This is a genomic window from Nonomuraea sp. NPDC049129, assembly GCF_040648495.1.
Taxonomy (GTDB): Bacteria; Actinomycetota; Actinomycetes; order Streptosporangiales; family Streptosporangiaceae; genus Nonomuraea.
Map to the genome: position 1 here is coordinate 22,045 of NZ_JBEZDU010000035.1, position 20,270 is coordinate 42,314.

Below are 20,270 nucleotides of genomic sequence, written 5' to 3' on the forward strand. Positions count from 1 at the left end.
GCCTTAGTCGATGATCGCGGTGACCTCGGCTTCAACGAGGATGCCGGGCTCGAAGAGGACGTCGACCCCGATCAGCGCGGCGGGCGGCGTAGCGAGATCGAACTCGCGGGCCGCCTGGTCGATTCCCGCGCTGAAGGCGTCGTACATCTCTCTCTTCCAGCCCGCGGCGTACCACGTGAAGCGGACGACGTCGTGGAACGTCGCTCCTGCCGCGTCGAGCGCCTTGGCGACGTTTCGGTAGACCTGGGCGACCTGTCCGGCGAGGTCGCCCGGTGCCACGAGTTCGCCGTTCTCGTCCCAGGCGACCTGTCCCGCGATGTGGACCTGCCTGCTACCCGTCGCCACCGCGACGTGGTGGTAGAGCGGGACTTGGACATGCTTGTCAGGGTTGATGAGCGAGACGGTCATGAGATTTCCTATCAGTCTTTCGTTCGGTCGGGTGAGCGCGAAGGCGACAGACGAGTTGACCTTCCTGTGGTCTCTTGCGGTTACTCAGAAACCATAAGAGAGTGTGCGCTGACATGGAAGAACGAACTTTTTAGTGACTGGGGAACCAGATGGTGACCAAGCAGCTCAGCGACTCGTCCGACGAAGCCGATCTGCGGCGCGCGGACTCCCTCGCGCGGGAGATCTTCTCGGATGTCGCCAACAAGTGGGCGTTGCTGATCATCGAGGCCCTCGGCCAGCGCACCCTGCGCTTCAGCGAGCTGCGGGACGAGGTCGAGGGCATCAGCCACAAGATGCTCACCCAGAACCTGCGCATGCTGGAGCGCAACGGCCTGGCAGAGCGAAAGGTGCACCCCACTGTGCCGCCACGGGTCGAGTACACCCTTACCGAGCCGGGTCAAGCCTTGCGAGCGACGGTCGACCTGATCTGCGACTGGACCCACCAGTACTTCGGTCACATCGAAGCCGCCCGCCGCGGCTTCCACGCCTGACAGCTCACGTAGCTCGCGGCGTGGCCCCGGTTCAGGCGACGTGGGTGTCGTACGTCGCGCGGTTGGCGAGCACATCGTCCATGTGCGCCTCGGCCCAGGACTTGAGGCCGCGCATCATTTCCTGCAGTGAGAGACCGAGGTCGGTCAGCTCGTAGGTGACCGTGACGGGCACGGTCGGCGTCACCGTGCGGGTGATGAGGCCGTCACGCTCCAAGGAGCGCAGCGTCTGAGTGAGCATCTTCTGGCTGACGCCGGCCAGCAGGCGGGACAGCTCCGAGTAGCGCATCGACCTGGGCTCACCGGCGCAGTCGGCGCCGAACGGATGCGGGCCGTCGCTGCCCAGCGCGGCCAGGATCAGCGCGACCCACTTGTCGGAGATGCGATCGAGCAGCTTGCGGCTAGGACACGCCGCCAGGAAAGCGTCATATTCCGCCTTGGCCTGTGCCTTCTTCTGGGCCACCGTCTTGGTCGCCATCGACCGCTCCTCTCACCCGTGGGCGACTTACGCACTTTTAGGTGCCTACTTCCTATCAGGAAGTTACATCCCCATATATAGAGGTATGAGGATTCTCTCCACTTCACTCCCTGGCGGCACCTGGACCCTGGGCGACCTGACCGTCACCCGGTTCGGCTACGGCGCCATGCAGCTCGCGGGCCCCGGGGTTATGGGGCCGCCCGCCGACCACGACAGCGCACTCGCCGTCCTCCGCGAGGCCGTCGACCTCGGAATCACCCACATCGACACCAGCGACGCCTACGGGCCGCACGTCACCAACCAGCTGATCCGTAAAGCTCTGCACCCCTACCCCGAATCGCTGCACATCGTTACCAAGGTCGGCGCGATCCGGGACCAGCAGGGCGGCTGGCCCCCGGCCCGACAGCCCGACGAGCTGCGCCGCTCCGTCCACGAGAACCTGGAGACCCTCGGCCTCGAGGTGCTCGACCTGGTCAACCTCCGGCTCGGCAACGCCGAGGGACCCCAACCCGGCTCGCTCGCCGAGCCGTTCGAGACGCTCGTCGACCTCCAGCGGCAGGGCCTGATCCGGCACCTCGGAGTGAGCAACGCGACCGCGGAACAGGTCGCCGAGGCACGGGCGATCGCGCCGATCGTGTGCGTGCAGAACATGTACAACCTCGCCTATCGCCAAGACGACAACCTGATCGACACGCTCGCCGAAGCGGGCATCGCCTACGTGCCCTTCTTTCCCCTCGGCGGCTTCAGCCCGCTCCAGTCCGCGGCGCTCTCGACCGTGGCCACCCGGCTGGACACGACGCCGAAGGCTGTCGCCCTGGCCTGGCTGCTGCGGCGCTCGCCGAACATCCTGCTGATTCCTGGCACCTCGTCGCCGGCGCACCTGCGCGAGAACGTCGCCGGCACGCGAGTCTCACTCTCCGCCAGGGAGCTCGCCGAGCTGGACAAGCCGGCGACCGAGGGCTAGGGCGGCGACCACGGCGATGAAGGGGGAGTGGGCGGAGACGGCGACGGCCAGCAGGATCATGCCGGCCGTACCGATCAGCAGGCCGGTGGACAGGGCGGCGCGCATGCCCGCGCGGGTGACCAGGCGCTCGGCGACCTTGGTGCCGACGATGTTGAGCAGCGTCAGCGGCAGGTAGGCCAGGCCCGCCCGCAACGGATCGTAGGCGAGGATGTCCTGGAGGTAGACGGTGAGCAGGTAGTAGTGCGCGCCCAGGCCCGCCCCGAACACCGCCGTGATCGCCATGGCCGCGACCAGGCTGCGATTGGCGAACATGCGCAGCGGCATGAGCGGATCACGGCTACGGGATTCGATCACCGCGAACGCCACGAGCAGCGCGGCGCCGAGACCGAAGGCGGCGAGGATGGACGGAGAGGTCCAGCCCCACTCGGGGCCCTGCGCCAGGACGAACACCAGCAGCGTGATCCCGGCGGTCGCGGTCAGCGCCCCGGGCAGGTCGAAGCGGCGTCCCCGTGCCGCGGCACCGTCTTGAGCCGCGCCGTCTTGAGCGGTGCCGTCTTGAGCGGTGCCGTCTTGAGCCGCGCCGTCTTGAGCGGTGCCGTCTCCGGCCGCGACGGTTCGGGCCGGGTCGGCGGGCAGGAGCGGAAGCGCCGCCAGCAGAGCCGCGCAGCGCATCCAGGAGCTCTTCGCCGCGGGCCTGCACGGCGAGAAGATCGCCCAACTGCTGCCCTGCATGCGGACGCGGACGGCGGTCCGTCCGAGATCGCCACTCCACGGCTGGTCACCGAGCTCGCCACCGAACGGGACCGCATCAATCGGATGATCATCGACTTGGTCCGCTCGCGCGACGTCCTGGACGAAGTGATCGACACAGCCTCAGGCCAGACGACGACATGATGATCGAGCCCAGCTGCTACTGACGCGTCTTCGGAGGCTCGGCCGTTGACGGGAGGGCCGCCGCGATGCAGTTGAGGACGCGCTCCAGCCCGTACCGGAACCGCTCGTCACGGCTCAGGTGCGTCTGGCGGGCCTGCGTCGCGATCTTGGTGAAGATCGGGTACTGGCCGCCCTTGAGCAGCTGCTCGACGTACGGGTAGGTCCGCGCCAGCCACTGCGGCTCGGTGAGCCCGCTGCGGCGCACCTCCTCGGCCCAGCTGACCTCGTCGCGGACGGCGCTGTCGATGTAGCCGTTCAGAATGGCCATAAGACCGAGATTCTCGTCGATGGAGACGTAGGCGTCGAGGGCGCCCATCACCCGTTCGATCAGGCGCAGCTGGTTGGGGCCAAAACCGGGGAGTGACCGGTGGACGGTGGCGATCCACGGGTGCCGCAGCCACATGGCGCGCATCCCGTCGGCGTAGCGGGTCAGGTCCGCGCGCCAGTCGCCGGAGGGCATGCCCTCGACGTCGATCTCGCCCTGCAGCCGGTCGGCTACGAGCTCGATCAGGTCATCGCGGCTGGGGACGTAGCGGTAGAGGGACATCGCGCCCGCGCCGATGTCGGCGGCGATCCGCCGCATGGTGGCGGCCTCCAGCCCCTCGGCGTCGGCGATCCGGATCGCCGCCTCGGTGATCTGGGCGCGGCTGTAGGCCGGCTTCGGCCCGCGGGCCGGGCGCTCGGGCCGCATCCAGATGTTGACGTACTCGGCGTCGCTCACCGTTCCACCCCCAACTTGCGTACATAGTACCCAGTGACTTAGCCTGGCCATCGCAACTGCGTACGAAGTACCCAATGGAGGGACCATGGATCCGATCGTGGTCAGCGAAGACGACCGCGACACGGCCGTGCGGCGCCTTCAGGAGGCGTACGCCGAAGGGCACCTCTCGTACGAGGAACTGGACGAACGCCTCCACCACGTGCTCACCGCCAACACGCACAGCGAACTCGGGCCGGCTCTGGCCTCGCTCCCGGAGGAGGACGCGGGCACCACGACCACGATCGCCGCCGTCAGCGGACGGATCCAGCGGCGCGGCGCATGGCGCGTACCTCGGACCCTCAAGGTTGAGACCGCACTCGGAAGGGTGCGTCTGGACCTGTCCCGGGCGATCATCGACCACCCGGTGGTCGACATCGAGTTGCACCTCGGCACCGGCAGTGCCGAGATCACGGTGCCTCGCGACGCGCTCGTCGACGTCGAGGGCTTGCGCGCCGGGTGGAAGGCCCCGCTCTACAAGACCCGGCGACGCGTACGCCCCGGCGGGCCGCGAATCCGGATCTCCGGGGCCATGGGGACAGGACGGTTGAAGATCCGCCACGCGCGGCGCTAAGCTACGAGCCGACTTCTCACCGTTGGGCTTTCCGCCCCGCTTACCAGCTTCACCCGGGTCCCGATGACACGGGGAAGGTGGAAGTCGCTCACCACATCCTGGACAAGGGTGTTCTGCATGGTGGCGACGCGCGGCGGCCCTTCTGGTCTCCTCCGAGGTTTGCGCCGTTCTGGCATCAGTGGCGCGTGTCATCACCCAGCAGACGGTTGCCCTCAGAGAGGTCTCCGGAATGCCGGAAATCAAATCCACCGAACAACCGGTCACGCGGCGTCCGTGGCTGGTTCTCGCGATCATGTGCGTCGGCTTCTTCATGTCGTTGCTCGACGGATCCATCGTCAACGTCGCCATCCCCACACTGATCCATGGCATCGACGCCTCCTACGATCAGGTGCTGTGGGTCATCGACGGCTACCTGCTCGTCTTCTCGGTGCTGCTGATCACCACCGGGCGGCTGGGGGACATCTTCGGATACCGCCGGCTGTACGTGATCGGCATCAGCACCTTCACCATCGCCTCGGCGCTGTGCGGGCTGGCCGACTCATCGCCGCAGCTGCTGGCCGCCCGGCTGCTGCAGGGACTGGGCGGGGCGCTGCTGTTCCCGCAGGTCATCTCGTCGATCCTGACGATCTTCCCGCCACGGCTGCGCGGCCGCGCGTTCGGGCTGTTCGGGTCGATCGTCGGCTTCGCCCCGATCGTCGGACCGGTCATCGGCGGCTTCCTGCTCGCCCACCTCAACTGGCGCTGGATCTTCTTCATCAACGTCCCGATCGGGATCATCACCGCCATGCTGGCGCTGGCCTTCGCGCCGCCCATGCGCGCGGGCCGTCAGCACCGGCTCGACCTGGTCGGCGTCGCACTGGCCACCGCCGGGCTGAGCGGCATCGTGTTCGGCCTGATCGAGGGGGAACGCTACGGCTGGGGCACCATCACCGGGCCGATCAGCATCGCCTCGGTGATCGTCGCGGGCGTCGCGTCGCTGGTGGTGTTCGTCCTGTGGCAGCACCGGCAGCGGGACGAGCCCCTGATGCCGCCGGCCCTGTTCGGCGCGCGCAACTTCGCGGTCGGTAACTGGGTCGGGTTCGTCTTCCAGCTCGGCATGATCGGCATCATGTTCGTGGTGGTGCTGTACCTGCAGATGGCGCGGGGGTATTCGGCGCTGGAGACCGGACTGGTGGTGCTGCCGAGCGCCGTGCTCACCGCGGTCGGCTCGGCGTATGCCGGGCGGCTGTCGGACAGGTTCGGCGGCAAGTACATCCTCACGGCCGGCCTGACGCTGCTGGCCGTCGGACTGCTGGTGCTGGTCGCCATGGCCGGACCCGCCGGCGGCGCGTGGAGCCTGCAACCCGGCTTGACCATCATCGGAATCGCCGGCGGTGCCACGTTCGTACCCCTGCTGCAGGCCACCATGGACGGTGTCGATCCCCGGCTGGCCGGGGCGGCCTCCGGCGTGTCCAGCACCACCCGGCAGATCGGTGGCGTCCTCGGCACCGCCGTGCTGGGCGTCCTGCTGTCGGCCCGCCTCTCCTCGACCCTGCGCGACGAGGCCGAGAAACGCGCCGGTCAGCTGCCGGAGAACCTGCGCGCCCGGTTCATCGACGACAGCGCCACCGCCGCGCACGACTACAGCCCGCCCATGCCGCCCGGCGGCCTGAGCCCCGCCACGAGGAGCCTGTACGAACGCGTCACCGCCGACACGTTCGCCACCGGCTTCGTCCACGCCATGCAGACCACCCTCGTGATGTGCGCCGTGGTCCTGGTGGTCGCCGTCCTGTCCTGTCTGCTGTTCAGCCCGCGCAAGAAGCCGGCGACCGAGCCCGCCCGGCAGTTGACCTAGCGCTCGTTCGGGCATATATATCGAGAGGTAAACATATGTAGTAGACCCGATATCAGACGGGAGCACCCCAGTGGCGCGTACCCAGGATCAGCGGCGAGCCGAGACCCGGGCCCGGCTGATCGACGCGGCCGCTGACCTGTTCGCCCGCAAGGGGTTCCACGCGGTGTCCGCCGAGGCGGTGGCCGATGCGGCCGATCGCACGACCGGCGCGCTGTACAACCACTTCGGCGGCAAGGAAGGGCTGCTGCTCGCGCTGCTGGAGGTGTGGAAGGACCAGACCGCGGCCGAGCTGCTCGCCGGGTTCGAGGAGGTCACCGAACTCGACGAGCGGCTGGCCGCCCTGTTCGAAGCGCTGACACGTAAGGACGAGGATCGCGGTGCGTCATGGCTCCTGCTCGAGCTGGAGCTGTGGCTGCACGGCGCGCGCGATCCCGTCATCGCCGAGCCACTGGCCAGGCGTTATGCCGACATCCGTGCCCGGCTCGCCGGCGGGCTGTCCGACTGGGCCGAGACGGCGGGCGTACCGCTGCGCCGATCGCCGGAGCGGACGGCCACGGCCGTGCTCGGGGTGCTGATCGGCTGCGCGGTCCAGCACCGGCTCGATCCCGCCGCGGTCGAGGAGCGCGCCGTCGTGGAGAGCCTGCGCGACCTGCTCGGACTGCCCGACCCCTGAGTCCTTCGACGTCCCGGGCCCCGGGCCGTCCCGACCGCTCGACCTGCTCGACTCCTAGATTCTCGCGCCGAAAGGGAGCCCATGCGGATCAACCTGCTCGAAGAAACGTGGGAACGCGAAGTTCCGCACGACCAGTTCGCCTACCTGCGCCGGAACGCGCCCGTCCACTGGCACGACGTCCCCGACGACACCGGCTTCTGGGCCGTCACGAAATATCAGGACATAAAGGCGATCAGCCGGGACGTACAGACCTGGTCGACCGAGATCGGGACCGCGTTCATCCGTACCCAGACGCCGGAGTTCATCGAGATCGCCAGCATGATGCTGCTGAACATGGACCCGCCCAAGCAGACCCGCTACCGCCGGCTGGTGAGCGCGGGCTTCACGCCCAGGACGATCGCCCGGCTGCGGGGCACCATCCAACGGCGCGCCGAGAAGATCGCGGAAGCCGTACGGGAGCGGGACGGCGAGGTCGAGTTCGTGACCGACGTGGCCGAATACCTGCCGCTGCAGATGATCTGCGACCTGATCGGCGTACCCGAGGAGGACCACCACCTGATCTTCGAGTGGTCCAACCGCATGGTCGGCTTCCAGGATCCCGACTTCCGCACGACGCCCGAGGACGGCGAGATCGCCGGGGCCGAGATCTTCTCCTACTGCGACGGCCTGGTCGACGACCGCCGCCGCAACCCGCGTGACGACATCCTCACCGCGCTGGTGGAGGGGGAGGTCGACGGCGACCGGCTGACCAGGGAAGAGATCGACTCCTTCTTCGTGATCCTCTGCGTCGCCGGGAACGAGACCACCCGCAACCTCATCGCCCACGCCATGAACGCCCTCATCCTCCACCCGGACAGCTACCGCGACCTGGCGGCCGGCCTCGACGACGAGGCCCTGTGGCGCAGCGCCACCGAGGAGTTCCTGCGCTGGGGCTCCTCGATCCACAACTTCCGGCGTACGGCCACGCGAGACACCGAACTCCGCGGCCAGAAGATCGCCGAAGGGGAGAAGGTGGTGACGTTCTACATGTCCGGCAACCATGACGAGGACGTCTTCGCCGACCCGTACACCTTCGACATCCGCCGCAGCCCCAACGACCACATGACGTTCGGCGGCGGTGGGCCGCACTTCTGCCTGGGCGCCAACCTGGCCCGGCTGCAGATCAACTGCATGATCAGGGAACTGCTGCGCCGCTTCCCCGAGGCGGAGCACGCGGGACCGGTCAAGCGGATGCGGTCGGATTTCATCAACGGCATCAAGCACATGCCGGTGCGCTTCTCCATGGCCGGGACGAAGTAGGGGTTCCGGACCGTACGGCCCTCGAGTAGGAGCGGTACGACGAACCGGGGTTAGTGTCACATCTGTAGTCGACCACCACTGCCGGCACGTCCTCCGGACCGGTCAGGAAGCAGCCCAGGAACCGGGCGGTGCCGAGCTGGACGGCGTAGCCGATCTGGTTGCGGGCGCCGTTGGCGGCCATCGCCCGCCGCCGGTCGACGCCGTCCAGGTGGAAGAAGCCGCCCAACTGGGCCTGGTCCGGGATCCGGTTGAACCGGGCCCACCGGCCGCGCTGCTCCTCGGTGAGGAAGTTGACCGGCACCACGAACCCCAGAACCCATCGAACAAGACCGCACGTCACGGCCATTTCAGGCCAAAGTCTGACAGTGTGAAGATCGCGGGAGCGCCGCTGGCGACGGGGCCCGCGACACTGATCATGAATTGTGATGTTCGGGCTCTCCGGTCGGTCGGCTGGGAGATGGACCGCGAGGCCGCCGCCGCGCCCGTGCCCACCGCGGACGTCGAGGCCGGTACGGACAACCCGCGCCGTACGGGCCGCTGCCCGATGCGGGCCGTCGGGGAGCTCCACCGGCAGTCCGGCTGGAGCCGCGCCGCAGAGGCAGGCCCTGGCCCCGGCACGCGCCGGGGCCAGGGCCTGCGCAGGCAGCGGGCTATGCGCTGCTCAGGGCTGGTGGTTGGAGTAGGTGATATATCCCTGGTCGCCGCCGTGGTAGATGGTGTCGGCATCGGCCTGGGCCAGGGGGGCCTCGGCGCGGAAGCGCTCGACGAGGTCGGGGTTGGCCAGGTAGTTGCGGCCGAAGCTGACGAGGTCGGCCCCCTGGGCGAGCCAGTACTCGCCCTCGGGCTTACCGGAGGGCTGCGGGTTGACGACGGTCGAGGGGTTGACGATGAAGGCGCTGGGCCACAGCTTGCGCATGGCCAGCAGTACGTCTGCCTCGGTGGTGGCGACCGTGTGGAGGTAGGCGAGGCCGAGCGGTGCCAGGGCGCTGGTCAGGGCGGTATAGAGGTCGGGGACGTCGTTCTCCTCGATGTCCCACAGCTGGCTTCCGGGGGAGAGGCGGATGCCGACCTTGTCGGCGCCGATGGCCTGGGCCGTGGCCTCGGCGGTTTCGACGGCGAAGCGGATGCGGCCGTTGATCGAGCCGCCGTAGGCGTCGGTGCGCCGGTTGGCGTTGGAGGACAGGAACTGGTGGATGAGGTAGCCGTTCGCGCCGTGGAGTTCGACGCCGTCGAAGCCGGCCTCGACGGCGTTGCGGGCGGCGTCCACGAACACCGCGATCTCGTCCGCCACTTCGCTGGTGGTCAGCTCATGCGGTTCGGGGGCGGGCTGCATGCCGGCAGGGTCGCCGAAGCGGGTGGCGAAGATCGGGGTGCCGACGCCGAGGGTCGAGGGGGCGACGGGCACCGTGCCGGTGACATTCGGGTGGCTGACCCGGCCTGAGTGCATGAGCTGCGCGAAGATCCGTCCACCGTTCACGTGAACCGCGTCGGTGACCTGCTTCCACGCGGCGACCTGTTCGGGAGTGTGCAGGCCCGGGGTGTTGACCGTCGACTGGCTTCGTGCGCTGGGCTGGATGCCTTCCGAAATCAGCAGGCCGGCGGTGGCGCGCTGGGCGTAGTAGGTCGCGACGGACTCGGTGGCCAGGCCGTCGGCGGTGGCACGGGAGCGGGTCATGGGGGCCATCACGACGCGGTTGGGCAGCGACAGGCCGCCCAGATGGAAGGGATCGAACAAGGAAGGCATGCGGAACTCCTGCGAAGTCTGACGGTCGGAAGCCCTGGGCTTCCGGAAGAGCAAGCGAGCGAGACGCTCGAGGGCGCCCACTCAGCCACTTCTGTACCGATCGATATAATGTACCGAGCGGTATATTAATTGAGGGGCTGCGCGCCGTCAAGCGGATCTATACTCGGCGGTACAGAAGACCGGGCAGGTGGGAAGGTATGAAGAGCGGACGACCCCGCGAGTTCGACATGGATGCGGCACTGGTCAGCGCTTTGAAGGTGTTCTGGGCCAAGGGCTACGAGGGCGCCTCGATGACGGATCTGACCACCGCCATGGGCATCAACAGGCCGAGCCTGTACGCCGCCTTCGGCAACAAGGAAGACCTCTTCATGAAGGCCCTCGACCTGTACGCGCAGAGCTTCCACTCCGCGGCCTCGGAGTTCGCCGAGGAACAAACGGCACGCGGCGCCGTCGAGGCGTTCCTGCGGTCGACCGCAGTACTGTGCACCGGTCCCTCCACCCCCCACGGCTGCCTGCTCGTCCAGGGCGCACTCGCCGTCGGAGACGCCAGCGAGCCCGTCCGCCGGGCACTCGCCGCCCGCAGAGCCGCCATCCTCGACGCCATCGGGCAGCGCCTGCGGCAAGGAGTCGACGACGGCGACCTGCCGGCCGACACGGATGTCGCCGACCTGGCGCGCTATGTGATGGTCACCAGCAACGGCATCGCCGTCCAGGCCGCTGGCGGCGCCACCCGCGACGAACTCCTTCGATCCATCGCCGTCGCCATGCACGCCTGGCCCGCAGCCCGGTGACCCTGCCGACCGTCATCGACAAGGCGTCGGGGAAGCTCGCCCGCCGTCCCGAGTTCGACAAGGCGCTGCTCGTGCTCCGTCCGGGCGACCAGCTCGTGGTGACCAAGCTGGACCGGCTCGGCCGCTCCCTGGAACACCTCATCGCGCTGTCCAAGCAGCGGGGGTCAGAGAGATTTGGAACGGAATCCGGCGTTAGCGGGGTTCCCCCAGGTCAGTGAACCCCTGCCGTTGCGGTCTTCGGGACGTGGTTGACGCCGGATTCGGTTCCATCGCACAGACGGTTAGCGCAACAAATGATCATGGTGCGGGAGGCCGGCCCCGGGTCTCGATGTCATGAAGGTGCGGCGGGCGGCCGGTGCCGGTCTGGGACGATCTGTGGCATGGCGCGTGGCGATGGTGGCGGCAGGGATGGCCGAGGCGATCCGCCTGCGATAGCTCCCCGCATGCAGCCGTCCCCTGGGCCTTGACGGGCCTGGCCGGTCAGGTCGCGGATGTACTCGCGCGACAGGCAGGAGGACGCCTGCGGGGGGCGCATGCCAGGCGGTGGCAATCGGGCCGGCGGCCATGCCGGCAAAGCGACCCCTGCCGCAGACAGGTACTGCGGAGCGTGCCATGTCGACCCCGCACCCTTCGAAGCGCCACTGCGGATCATAAGCCGCCCCATCATGGCCGAGGTCATGATGGGGCCGAGGTCGGGCCATGATGGTAACGCTCGTCCGAAGGTCGCAGTCTGCCCTGTCCGGCCCCGATGCGGTGACCTGGGACCGCCGTGCTTCGCCGCTGGCGCATGCCAGTTGTCAGAGCCGGTGGGTGCCGGCGCCCAGGCGGCGAACGTCGCCTTCGTGGTGAACTTCGGCTTGCGTGCCCGGCGGCACGGTGACCTCGAGCACGGTGGTCGCGTCGGTGACGTGCCAGCTCGCCGCGATCGTCCCGTAGCCGGTCTCCAATGTCCCTCCGGCGGACGTGAGCCCGCCTCCCGGCGTGGGCGCCACGGCGAAGCGCCGATAGCCGGGCTCGACAGGGCGGATGCCGACCACGTGCTCGAACAGCCATCCGGCAACCGACCCGAACGCGTAGTGGTTGTGGGACATCCGGGCGGCGCCTTTCCGGTCGTGACCCTCCCACGTTTCCCAGATGGTCGTGGCGCCTCGCTCGATCTGGTGCAGCCAGGAGGGAGGCGATGACTGCAGCAGCACGCGGTAGGCCAGGTCGCTGCGCCCGACCTCCGCCAGGACCGACAACAGCATCGGGGTGCTGAGGAAACCGGTCGCCAGGTGCCCGCCGTTGTCCTCGATGAGCGCGGCCAGCCGTGTGGCGGCGCGGTCTTGTTCGGCGGGTTCGAGCAGGCCGAACGCCAGTGCGCGGACGTAGTCGTCCTGTCTGCCGGCGCCGATGCGGGCCCCGCCCTCGCGGACGAAAGCGGCGCGGTAGGCGCTTCGCGCGTGCTCCGCGAGTTCCCCATAGCGTTCTGCGTCGCTTGCGTGGTCCAGCTGCTGGGCGATGCGGGCGAGAAGGTGGCAGGAGTGGGCGAAGTAGGCGGTGGCGACTTCGGCGGGCGGGCGTATCTTGTTGCGCATCATCTGTGTGATCATGTTCTCGCCGGGCCGCAGCCACTCTCCGAAGTGCATTCCCGTGTCGACGACGTAGCGCTCCAGCCGGCCGGCGCGCCGGCCGAATCGGCGCACGAGTCCCGAGGATTCTGCCGCGATGCGGGCGATGTTCTCCACCCAGGCGCGCATGGATGGGTACTGGCGTCGCAGGATCTCGGGGCCGTCGTAGTAGGTGTGCAGTGTCCAGGGGAGCATGACGGCGGTGTCGCCCCAGCCGGCGGCCGAGCGGAAGGCGTACTGCTGGTCTTTCCCGCCGCTGAACTGCGACCATTCGCGGGGGATGACGGTGGGCACTCCTCCGTCCGGGAACTGTTCGGCGGCGAGGTTACGCAGATAGCGGCGGAGGTACGGGCCGGCGTCGACCATCACGGACGCGGTCGGGCCGAAGATCTGGATGTCGCCGGTCCATCCCGAACGTTCCCGGGTTGGGCAGTCGGTGGCCGTATCGAGGAAGTTGGAGCGGAGCGACCATTCCACGTTCGACCACAAGCGGTTCAGTCGCTCGTCCGAGCTCGCGAAGGTGGCCGTCGAGCGCAGGGGGGTGGAAAGGACGATCCCTTCGACGTCCTCGACGCGGAAGGCCTCGTCGTCGGTGAGGGGCTCGATCGCGAGGTACCGGAAGCCGTGAACGGTGAACCACGGCGTGTAGTCGGCCGCCGTCTCGCCGAGGGTCACCTCGTCACGCTGGAACCACTCCTTGGAGCGGCCGAAGAGGTCCAGATAGTGGACGTCGAGTTCTCCGTCAGGGGTGAGGACCTCGCTGTAGGACAGCCGCACCGTCGTGCCCGGCGCTCCGGACAGCCGAACGCGGGCCACGCCCGCGAAGTTCTGCGCGAAGTCGACCAGGATGACGCCTTGGGGAGTCTTCGTGATGCGGCCGGGCAGGCGTCCGACCTCACCGACGCGCTCGACCTCCTCGCCGATGAGTCGGCGGTCGTGGTGCGCAAGCTCGACGGCCGGGCGGGCGTCGAGCGGGAGCGAGATCCCCGGCTGGTAGGCGAGCCGGAGATCGACGCGTTCTCCGTGCTTGTGATCGGCGGTGCGGACGGGACCGGCGCCGACCGTCCATGTCGTGTCGGAACCGAGCGTGACGCTGGTGCCGTCGGCGAGTTCCGCTTCGATCTGCATGAGGGTGGCGAGCCGGTCTCCGAAGACCGCTCCTCGCGACTGGAACCCGTTGCGGCCGCGGTAGCGCCCGTCGGCGACGATCACGTCGAAGACGTTCTCGCCCGCGCGTAGGGCGTCGGTGATGTCGTAGACCTGATACTCGACGTACTGGTCGAGCGGTGTCCACCGGGGGACGAGCGCGTGCCCGGTGATGTCCGTCCCGTTGACGAACAGCCGGTACCAGCCCAGGGCCGTGGCGTATGCGCGGGCCCGCACGACTTGGGGCGGCAGCGTGGCGGCGCCGCGGAAGTACAGGGTGCGTCGTGAGTCGGTCGGCTGGTCGTCGGTGATCCAGATGGCCGACCAGTCCTCATCCTGCAGGCCGGTCTCGAACGTCGCCGGGTCGGACCAGTCGCTGGCGCGGCCGTCGTCGCCCACGCGCACCTTCCAGACATACCGTGTCTTCGCCCGAAGCGCGGGGCCCTCGTACGGCACGCCGAAAGGGCGCTCACCGGTAACCCGGCCTGAGGTCCAGACCTTCTCGCTGGCGGAGTCGGTGACCTCCAGTTCGTACCACTGCTGGGCAAGGTCGCCCGGCCTCCAGGAGAACTCGGGGCGGGCCGAGTCCAGCCCGATGGGGTCCACCCGGCGATCGGTGCGGAGATCAGACGGCCGCGAGGCGGTGGTGGCCCGGATATCCCCGGCATTGGCTGGCGATGCCATGACTTCTCCATCGAGGCGAGCGGCGGCTGCCGGCTGGTCAGCTGATCGCGAGCCTAGCAACAATTGTCTTAGGGACAATAGTCAAGGTGATGGGGTATCGAGAGAGACGCCAGCCGCAGAAGAGAGGGGGTGGTTCGGCAGGGCGTCCAGCGATCTGGCGAGCTTGACGAGCAGCTGGCCCAGGATGGCGATCTCTTCCGGTGACCAGTGCTCGACGGCGGGCATGTGCAGCGCCTCGGTGGCGGCCAGGATCCGCCGGGCGACGCTTCTTCCGTGGTCGGTCAGCGCGACCACGACGGCCCGGTCGTCGGCGGGGTCGGCGGCGCGGAAGACCAATTCGCTCGCCTCCAGGCGGGCGACCACCTTGCTGATGTTCGACCGTCCGGTGTCGATGGCGTCGGCCAGGTCGGTGGGGCGCGCGACTCCGCGGTAGATCAGCTGGTTGACCAGGAGGAACGCCGCCAGGTCCCCTGGCAGCGGGAAGTCGCAGGCGGACATGAGCTGCTCACGGAACCGGGTGGAGGTGCCCCAGGTCGTGAGGGCGAACAGCGCGGAGGAGAGGTCAGGTCCTTCCGCGCCGACAAGGGGGCTGAGGTCCTCCGCCCGGAGGACCTCGGGCGGAGTCAGTTTGGTGGGTCTGGGCAACCGGGCTCTCCTGCTCGTGGTCCTGTCCCACCGAACTCTAGAGGGTCGGTCCCGAGGGCAGGGCCTCACGAGTCCTCGGCTCAGGTGGCGTGGCCGGAGGCGGGAAGGTCCGTTCCGGCCAGGGTCGGATCTTGGGGCGCCGTGCCGGATCCGAACTCGTCATGGGCGTCCCTGGTCCGGAACACGAGCCACGCCCAGCCACAGCCGGCCAGGCCCAGAGCGGCAAGGATTCCGTACAGAACGCTGGGTCCAGCGGCCAGAAGCACGGGAGTGACGCCGGCGACGAGCGCGGCCGCGAAGCGGGCGACCGCGATGATCAGGCCCTGCGCGGTCGTGCGCAGCAGGGTGGGAAAGGACCGCTGCGCCCAGACCTTCATGATGCCTTCGAACGCGAAGGCCGTGCCCACGGCGGTAAAGACGATGCTCACCAGATACGTCACGACGTTCACGCCGAAGATCGCGATGGCCAGCGGGCTGAGCACCTGAAAGACCGCGCCGATGGTGAAGTAGCGGAAGCGCACGGGCTTGTCGGCGATCCGCATGAACCACAGGCAGCCGAAGATGGAGATCGGCAGCACGGGAAGACCGACCAGCGCGGCGGTCTGCAGGGAGACGCCGCCGTAGTTCACGAGCACGTAGTTGCCGTACTGGCCGGTGGTGTTCGCGATCAGGTTCGTCAGGGTGTAGAAGCCGGTCAGGGCCATGAACGGCGCGGCGTAGGGCGTCCGGAGCAGTTCGCGAACGCGCGTCCGGTCGGTGCTGGCCGCCGCGACGCCGTGCGAGCGCCGGGCGCGGGCGGCTTTCCAGTCCTCGGATTCGGGGATGGTGAGCCGGCCGAGCAGGACCAGCAGCGCCACCACGGCCAGATGGCCGAAGATGATGCGCACGCCGGTCATGCCCTGGGCTGCGACGGCCGACCCCAGCAGCGAAGCGGCGACCGCACCAGCCAGCCACAGCAGGTTGGAGAACCCGAGCAGGCGGCCCCGATTCTTGTCCGTCGCCGCTTCCGAAATCGTGGACAGCGACACGGGGAGATCCGCCCCGGTGCCCAGGCCCAGGAGGACCGCACCGGCGAGCAGGACGGCGAAGGAGGGCGCGACCATCAAGGCTACGAGGGCAACGATGATCATTACCATCGTGACGGTGAAGACCGGCCGGCGGCCGAATCGATCTCCCAGGCCGCCGCCGAAGATCGCGCCCACGGCGACGCCGAAGGTCAGCGCCCCGGAGGCGAGTCCGACCTGGAGCTCGTTCAGTTCGAGGGCGCTTTGGAACACGATGATGGCGATGCCGAAGCTCACGATGGCGGCGGCGTCGATGTAGGAGGCCATTCCGGACACGATGCCCACCCACCAGGGGCGGGGAGGGCGGGGGGATGAGGAGGACATGCTTCACCTTTGGCAGGCAGGGCGGGTCGAACCCGATTAGCGGCACCGTACTCAACTATTGTCCTGAAGCCAATACACTGGGATATGCTCGCCTCTCTGAGGGCGCACGACTCGCCGGAACCGAGGGAGACGCAGTGGATGACAAGCTGGTTCTGGCGCGCGGCTCGTGGAAGTACGCCGCCATGGGCCGGATGCTCCGCATCATGGGCGCCGTGGCACCCAGAAGGGTGGACCGGATCATGTCCAACCCGCGAGGGACGGCGACTCCTCGCTTCCCTGACCTGCTGCGCTTACTCGAAGCAGCCGGCGGGATCATGTCACCCACTGCCCAGTACCCGGCCGAGTTCCTCTCCATCCCGACGCAGAACGTCACGATCCCTGGCCCGGACGGTGTCGTCCGCGGGCGCGTTTATCGTCCGCACACGACTCCCGAGGCGGGTCTGGTGTGGGTTCACGGCGGCGGGTTCGTCGGCGGCGACCTGGACATGACCGAATCGCACGGCGTCGGCCTCGCGCTTGCCCATCAGGGTGTCGCCGTACTGACGCTCGACTATCGCAAAGCGCTGAATGGCATCCACTACCCGGCTCCATCGGACGACGTGCTGGCCGGCTGGCGGTGGGCTGTCCGCAACGACGAACGTCTTGGAGTTGACGCCTCGAAGCTGCACCTCGCAGGGGCCTCGGCCGGCGGCAACCTGGTCGCGGGCGTGACCAAACGCCTGCGTGACACTCCCGGGTCGCGGCTTCCCCGGACGGTCGTCCTGGCTTATCCGCTCCTGCACAGCGAGGCGTTGCCCTGGGACGATGCGGAGATTGACCGGATCCGGACCGGCGCGGCGGGAAACTTCTTCGAACCGCAGGACCTCACCGATATGGCCCACAACTACGCCGGCCGCCGATCCGTGCTCGACGATCCCTACGCGTTCCCGCCCAACGGAGACCTGTCGGGGCTGCCGCCCTTCTTCATCATCACCGCCGAGTACGACTCCATCCGAGCATCGGGCGAGCACTTCGCGCGCGCCCTCCGCGCCGCCGCAGGCACAGCCGTGCTTACCATGCAGAGCGAAACAGCCCACGGCATTCTCGCTGAACCGTTTTCCAGCAAAGCCGCCGAGGCCCTGCAGCTGATCCGCTCATGGATCGCCAAGCCGGCCGCATGACCGCGTCCCATCTCATTGAATCCCCTGAGCACAAGGAGCACCCATGCCTTTCCCCTTTCCGGATGTTCCCGGCCGCCCCCTTGCGGATCTCATCTCACTACGCGGCCGTCGGGCCGTCGTGACCGGCGCAGCCCAGGGGCTCGGCAGGGCGATCGCCGCACGTCTCGAGGGTCACCAACTGGCTGGGCGAGCCCATCCAGACGTTCCCGCAGATGGCGCTGTGCCGATGCGGCCAGTCCGCCACCAAACCGCTGTGCGACGGCAGCCATGCCCGCATCGGGTTCAGCGGTGCCAAGGACCCGGCCAGGACGCCTGACCGGCTCGACTCCTACGAAGGCGTGCAGGTCACCGTCCAGGACAACCGCGGCGTGTGCGCCCACTCCGGACTGTGCACCGATCGGCTGCCCACGGTGTTCCGGGTGGGCGAGGAACCGTTCGTGACGCCCAGCGGCGGCCGGGCCGACGAGATCGTCCGGGCCGTACGCGCCTGCCCCTCCGGTGCGCTCCGCGCCACGATCGACGGTCACCAGGTTCCCGACCCGCGGCGCGAGCCCGGGATCGAGGTGTCCAAGGACGGCCCGTACCGGATCACCGGCGTCCCGCTCGACGGCGACGCCTCCCGGGAGCACTACAGCCTGTGCCGGTGCGGCCATTCACGGAACAAGCCGCTCTGCAGTGGCATGCACTACTACATCGGCTTCGCCGATCCGCCGCTGTCGGAGGATCCCACACTCTTCGAGCCCATGCCGTACGCGCTGCCGGGGACACGCCGCCCTCCTTCAGCGTCTGCGGCAGGCGCGGCGAAGAGGCGTCGGTTGCTAAATGGGGAGTTCCCCACTTATTCTGGCCGGCATGACACTGAGCGCCGACGACCGCGCGGCCATCACAGAGCTGATCTCCCTGCACGGGCACCTGTTCGACGAAGGCGAGTTCGACCGGCTGGACGAGCTGTTCACCCCCGACGTCGTCTACGACGCCACCGACTACGGCGTCGGATCGCTGGAGGGCGTGGCGGCGATCCTGGACGCCGCGCTCACGCTGGGGGCGCGAAACCCTGTGGCCCATCACGTGACCAACGTCGTGCTCACCGAACTCGCCGACGGCAAGGTGCGCGCCCGGTCCAAGGGGATCGCCATCATGGCGGGCGGCACCTGCGGAAGCGCGACCTACGACGACGTCATCTCGTACGGCGACCAGGGGTGGCGGATCAGCCACCGCAAGATCATCGCGCGGCGAGCGCCTCTCGGGGGTCTCGGTAGCGATGGCGGCCAGTAGCCGTGGAGCTTGTCCGCCGTAGTGTGACAAGGTGACCGTGCCTGCCGATCAGATCTCCACCGCCCTGGCGCCGTTCGTGGCGACGCTGGCCGCGTACGATCTCGGGCCGGGCTCGGGCGGCGTTCATCGCGGGCTTCCCTCATCCACGGTGTCGATCACGATTCCCGAGGAGGACCCGCTGGAGATCGCCTGGGTCGGGCGGCCCGGTTCGCGCAGACGGCTCCGGGCCGTGGTGGCCGGGCTCCATCTGAGCGCGGCCGAGCTGCGGCAAGAGGGGTGCACGCGCGGCGTGTGGTTGACGCTCAGCCCACTGGGTGCCGGCGCGCTGCTGGGACTTCCCTCGTCGGCGGTGGCCGGGGACATCGCCGATCTCGCCGACGTCGTCCCGGCGATGGCGGACCTGCCGGAGCGCTTGGCGGCCTGCCGGTCCTGGCCGCAACGTCGCACCCTCGTCGAACGCGCGCTGCTCACCGGCCTGGCCCGGCACGGCGAACGCGCCAACAGTCGCGAGCTGCGGGCCACGCTCGCGGTCCTGTCCGGGACCACCCGGGTGCAGGAGGCGGCTCGGCTGCTCGGGTGCTCCCGGCGGCACCTGAGCAGCACGGTTCGTACCGAGTTCGGGGTGACGCCGAAGGAGTACCAACGGCTCGTCCGCTTCGAGGCCGTCCGGGGCCGGCTCGTGGCCACCGCCGGTGGGGGAGGGGACGGTCTGGCGGCGGTGGCCGCCGCGTCGGGATTCGCCGATCAGGCGCATCTCACCCGGGAGTGGCGGGCCATGGCCGGGTGCACGCCCACCGAGTGGCTGCGCGCCGAAGGCCTGGCCGTACGGGGTTGGCCGGCCCACGACCGGTCACCGGGCGAGGAGCGTGCGTCCAACCGGCTGCCGGGCGAGGAGCGCGCGTCCCGGTGACGAACGATGCGGGCGCGTTCGTTCCCATATGTTCAAGACCCCTACGCCCGCCCGACCTCACCATGGGCACATGACGCCAGATATCCGCATCACCCCTCGTCTCATCGTGCCCGACCCGGACCGCGCGTCGGCGTTCTACCAGGACGCCCTCGGCGCTGAGCAAGTGTTCCGTGCTCCGCAGGGCGACGATGGACGGCCCGCCGTCGTCGACCACCGCATCGGTGGTTCGTCCTTCCGCGTCTCGCCGGCCGTCACCTCCTGGGGCTGGCTCTCACCAAGCGACCTCGGCGGCTCCGCGGTACTCCTGGAGATCGAGATCGGCGACCCGGACGCGGTCGGCGAACGCATGATCGCCCACGGCGCAGAGGTGCTCGTGCCGATCGAGAACCGGCCCTACGGCAAGCGCTCGGGCCGCGTCCGTGACCCATTCGGCCATCTGTGGATCATCACCGGCGAGCTCCGCTGAGCCT

The 20,270-nt window shown here is 68.8% G+C and carries 21 protein-coding genes and 2 pseudogenes; 14 read left to right on the top strand and 9 right to left on the bottom strand.

Translation table 11 applies throughout. The features are described from left to right. Positions 1-3 precede the first annotated feature (3 nt). A complete protein-coding gene (locus AB0B64_RS53945; RefSeq protein ID WP_358201665.1) occupies positions 4-408 on the bottom strand; it encodes a RidA family protein in 405 nt (134 codons plus the stop codon). A 149-nt stretch (positions 409-557) separates the two neighbouring features. On the opposite strand from AB0B64_RS53945, the gene AB0B64_RS53950 reads away from it, so the two are divergent. Next, positions 558-938 (top strand): helix-turn-helix domain-containing protein, encoded by a 381-nt coding sequence (locus AB0B64_RS53950; RefSeq protein ID WP_358201670.1) that lies wholly within the window; start codon positions 558-560, stop codon positions 936-938. A gap of 31 nt (positions 939-969) precedes the next feature. On the opposite strand, the gene AB0B64_RS53955 is transcribed toward AB0B64_RS53950, so the two are convergent. Next, positions 970-1,413 (bottom strand): helix-turn-helix domain-containing protein, encoded by a 444-nt coding sequence (locus tag AB0B64_RS53955; RefSeq protein WP_357957033.1) that lies wholly within the window; start codon positions 1,411-1,413, stop codon positions 970-972. Positions 1,414-1,498: 85 nt separating this feature from the next. On the opposite strand from AB0B64_RS53955, the gene AB0B64_RS53960 reads away from it, so the two are divergent. After that, positions 1,499-2,377, top strand: a complete 879-nt coding sequence (locus AB0B64_RS53960) for an aldo/keto reductase family oxidoreductase (RefSeq protein ID WP_358201678.1) — start codon at positions 1,499-1,501, stop codon at positions 2,375-2,377. On the opposite strand, the gene AB0B64_RS53965 is transcribed toward AB0B64_RS53960, so the two are convergent. Then, entirely contained in the window at positions 2,324-2,659 is a 336-nt protein-coding gene (locus tag AB0B64_RS53965; protein ID WP_358201685.1) for a hypothetical protein, read from the bottom strand. The two genes, AB0B64_RS53960 and AB0B64_RS53965, sit on opposite strands and share 54 nt — an antisense overlap. Here AB0B64_RS53965 and AB0B64_RS53970 point away from each other — a divergent pair. Beyond that, positions 2,618-3,271, top strand: a complete 654-nt coding sequence (locus tag AB0B64_RS53970) for a pentapeptide repeat-containing protein (protein ID WP_358201691.1) — start codon at positions 2,618-2,620, stop codon at positions 3,269-3,271. The genes AB0B64_RS53965 and AB0B64_RS53970 overlap by 42 nt on opposite strands. A 16-nt stretch (positions 3,272-3,287) precedes the next feature. Here AB0B64_RS53970 and AB0B64_RS53975 read toward each other — a convergent pair whose 3' ends face one another. After that, a complete protein-coding gene (locus AB0B64_RS53975; protein ID WP_357957027.1) occupies positions 3,288-4,031 on the bottom strand; it encodes a TetR/AcrR family transcriptional regulator in 744 nt (247 codons plus the stop codon). Positions 4,032-4,116: 85 nt separating this feature from the next. On the opposite strand from AB0B64_RS53975, the gene AB0B64_RS53980 reads away from it, so the two are divergent. The 4 genes from AB0B64_RS53980 to AB0B64_RS53995 all read left to right on the top strand — a co-directional run bounded on the left by AB0B64_RS53980 (position 4,117) and on the right by AB0B64_RS53995 (position 8,447). After that, entirely contained in the window at positions 4,117-4,641 is a 525-nt protein-coding gene (locus tag AB0B64_RS53980; protein WP_358201699.1) for a DUF1707 domain-containing protein, read from the top strand. Between the two features lie 229 nt (positions 4,642-4,870). Next, positions 4,871-6,475: a DHA2 family efflux MFS transporter permease subunit gene (locus tag AB0B64_RS53985; RefSeq protein ID WP_358201710.1), complete on the top strand. Its 1,605-nt coding sequence runs from the start codon at positions 4,871-4,873 to the stop codon at positions 6,473-6,475. A 70-nt stretch (positions 6,476-6,545) separates the two neighbouring features. Beyond that, entirely contained in the window at positions 6,546-7,148 is a 603-nt protein-coding gene (locus AB0B64_RS53990) for a TetR/AcrR family transcriptional regulator (protein ID WP_358201715.1), read from the top strand. 81 nt (positions 7,149-7,229) lie between these two features. After that, positions 7,230-8,447, top strand: coding sequence for a cytochrome P450 (locus tag AB0B64_RS53995; protein WP_358201720.1), 1,218 nt, complete (start codon positions 7,230-7,232; stop codon positions 8,445-8,447). Here AB0B64_RS53995 and AB0B64_RS54000 read toward each other — a convergent pair. Both AB0B64_RS54000 and AB0B64_RS54005 read right to left on the bottom strand, forming a co-directional pair. Continuing rightward, entirely contained in the window at positions 8,404-8,793 is a 390-nt protein-coding gene (locus AB0B64_RS54000) for a DUF4158 domain-containing protein (RefSeq protein WP_358201728.1), read from the bottom strand. The two genes, AB0B64_RS53995 and AB0B64_RS54000, sit on opposite strands and share 44 nt — an antisense overlap. Before the next feature lie 315 nt (positions 8,794-9,108). Continuing rightward, the gene (locus AB0B64_RS54005) at positions 9,109-10,191 is read right to left on the bottom strand and encodes an alkene reductase (RefSeq protein ID WP_358201735.1); all 1,083 of its coding nucleotides are present in this window, start codon (positions 10,189-10,191) and stop codon (positions 9,109-9,111) included. A 197-nt stretch (positions 10,192-10,388) separates the two neighbouring features. Between AB0B64_RS54005 and AB0B64_RS54010 the strand changes: the two genes are divergently transcribed. Next, entirely contained in the window at positions 10,389-10,982 is a 594-nt protein-coding gene (locus AB0B64_RS54010) for a TetR/AcrR family transcriptional regulator (RefSeq protein ID WP_358201742.1), read from the top strand. A gap of 17 nt (positions 10,983-10,999) precedes the next feature. Further along, positions 11,000-11,131 (top strand): annotated as a pseudogene (locus tag AB0B64_RS54015) (recombinase family protein); the annotation flags it as partial. A 648-nt stretch (positions 11,132-11,779) separates the two neighbouring features. Here the strand turns inward: AB0B64_RS54015 and AB0B64_RS54020 are convergent. The 3 genes from AB0B64_RS54020 to AB0B64_RS54030 all read right to left on the bottom strand — a co-directional run bounded on the left by AB0B64_RS54020 (position 11,780) and on the right by AB0B64_RS54030 (position 16,455). Continuing rightward, entirely contained in the window at positions 11,780-14,422 is a 2,643-nt protein-coding gene (locus AB0B64_RS54020; RefSeq protein WP_358201751.1) for a family 78 glycoside hydrolase catalytic domain, read from the bottom strand. Between the two features lie 81 nt (positions 14,423-14,503). Then, on the bottom strand, positions 14,504-15,067 hold the full coding sequence (locus AB0B64_RS54025) for a MarR family winged helix-turn-helix transcriptional regulator (RefSeq protein WP_358201759.1): 564 nt from the start codon (positions 15,065-15,067) through the stop codon (positions 14,504-14,506). A gap of 80 nt (positions 15,068-15,147) precedes the next feature. After that, positions 15,148-16,455 (bottom strand): MFS transporter, encoded by a 1,308-nt coding sequence (locus tag AB0B64_RS54030; RefSeq protein ID WP_358201765.1) that lies wholly within the window; start codon positions 16,453-16,455, stop codon positions 15,148-15,150. Between the two features lie 134 nt (positions 16,456-16,589). On the opposite strand from AB0B64_RS54030, the gene AB0B64_RS54035 reads away from it, so the two are divergent. The 5 genes and pseudogenes from AB0B64_RS54035 to AB0B64_RS54055 all read left to right on the top strand — a co-directional run bounded on the left by AB0B64_RS54035 (position 16,590) and on the right by AB0B64_RS54055 (position 20,266). Beyond that, positions 16,590-17,615, top strand: a complete 1,026-nt coding sequence (locus AB0B64_RS54035; RefSeq protein WP_358201772.1) for an alpha/beta hydrolase fold domain-containing protein — start codon at positions 16,590-16,592, stop codon at positions 17,613-17,615. 194 nt (positions 17,616-17,809) lie between these two features. Beyond that, positions 17,810-18,289 (top strand): annotated as a pseudogene (locus AB0B64_RS54040) (CDGSH iron-sulfur domain-containing protein); the annotation flags it as partial. A gap of 178 nt (positions 18,290-18,467) precedes the next feature. After that, the gene (locus AB0B64_RS54045) at positions 18,468-18,890 is read left to right on the top strand and encodes a nuclear transport factor 2 family protein (RefSeq protein WP_358201779.1); all 423 of its coding nucleotides are present in this window, start codon (positions 18,468-18,470) and stop codon (positions 18,888-18,890) included. 31 nt (positions 18,891-18,921) lie between these two features. Continuing rightward, the gene (locus AB0B64_RS54050; RefSeq protein ID WP_358201782.1) at positions 18,922-19,800 is read left to right on the top strand and encodes a helix-turn-helix domain-containing protein; all 879 of its coding nucleotides are present in this window, start codon (positions 18,922-18,924) and stop codon (positions 19,798-19,800) included. Positions 19,801-19,870: 70 nt separating this feature from the next. After that, positions 19,871-20,266 (top strand): VOC family protein, encoded by a 396-nt coding sequence (locus tag AB0B64_RS54055; RefSeq protein ID WP_358201787.1) that lies wholly within the window; start codon positions 19,871-19,873, stop codon positions 20,264-20,266. The last annotated feature ends 4 nt before the right edge of the window (positions 20,267-20,270 follow it).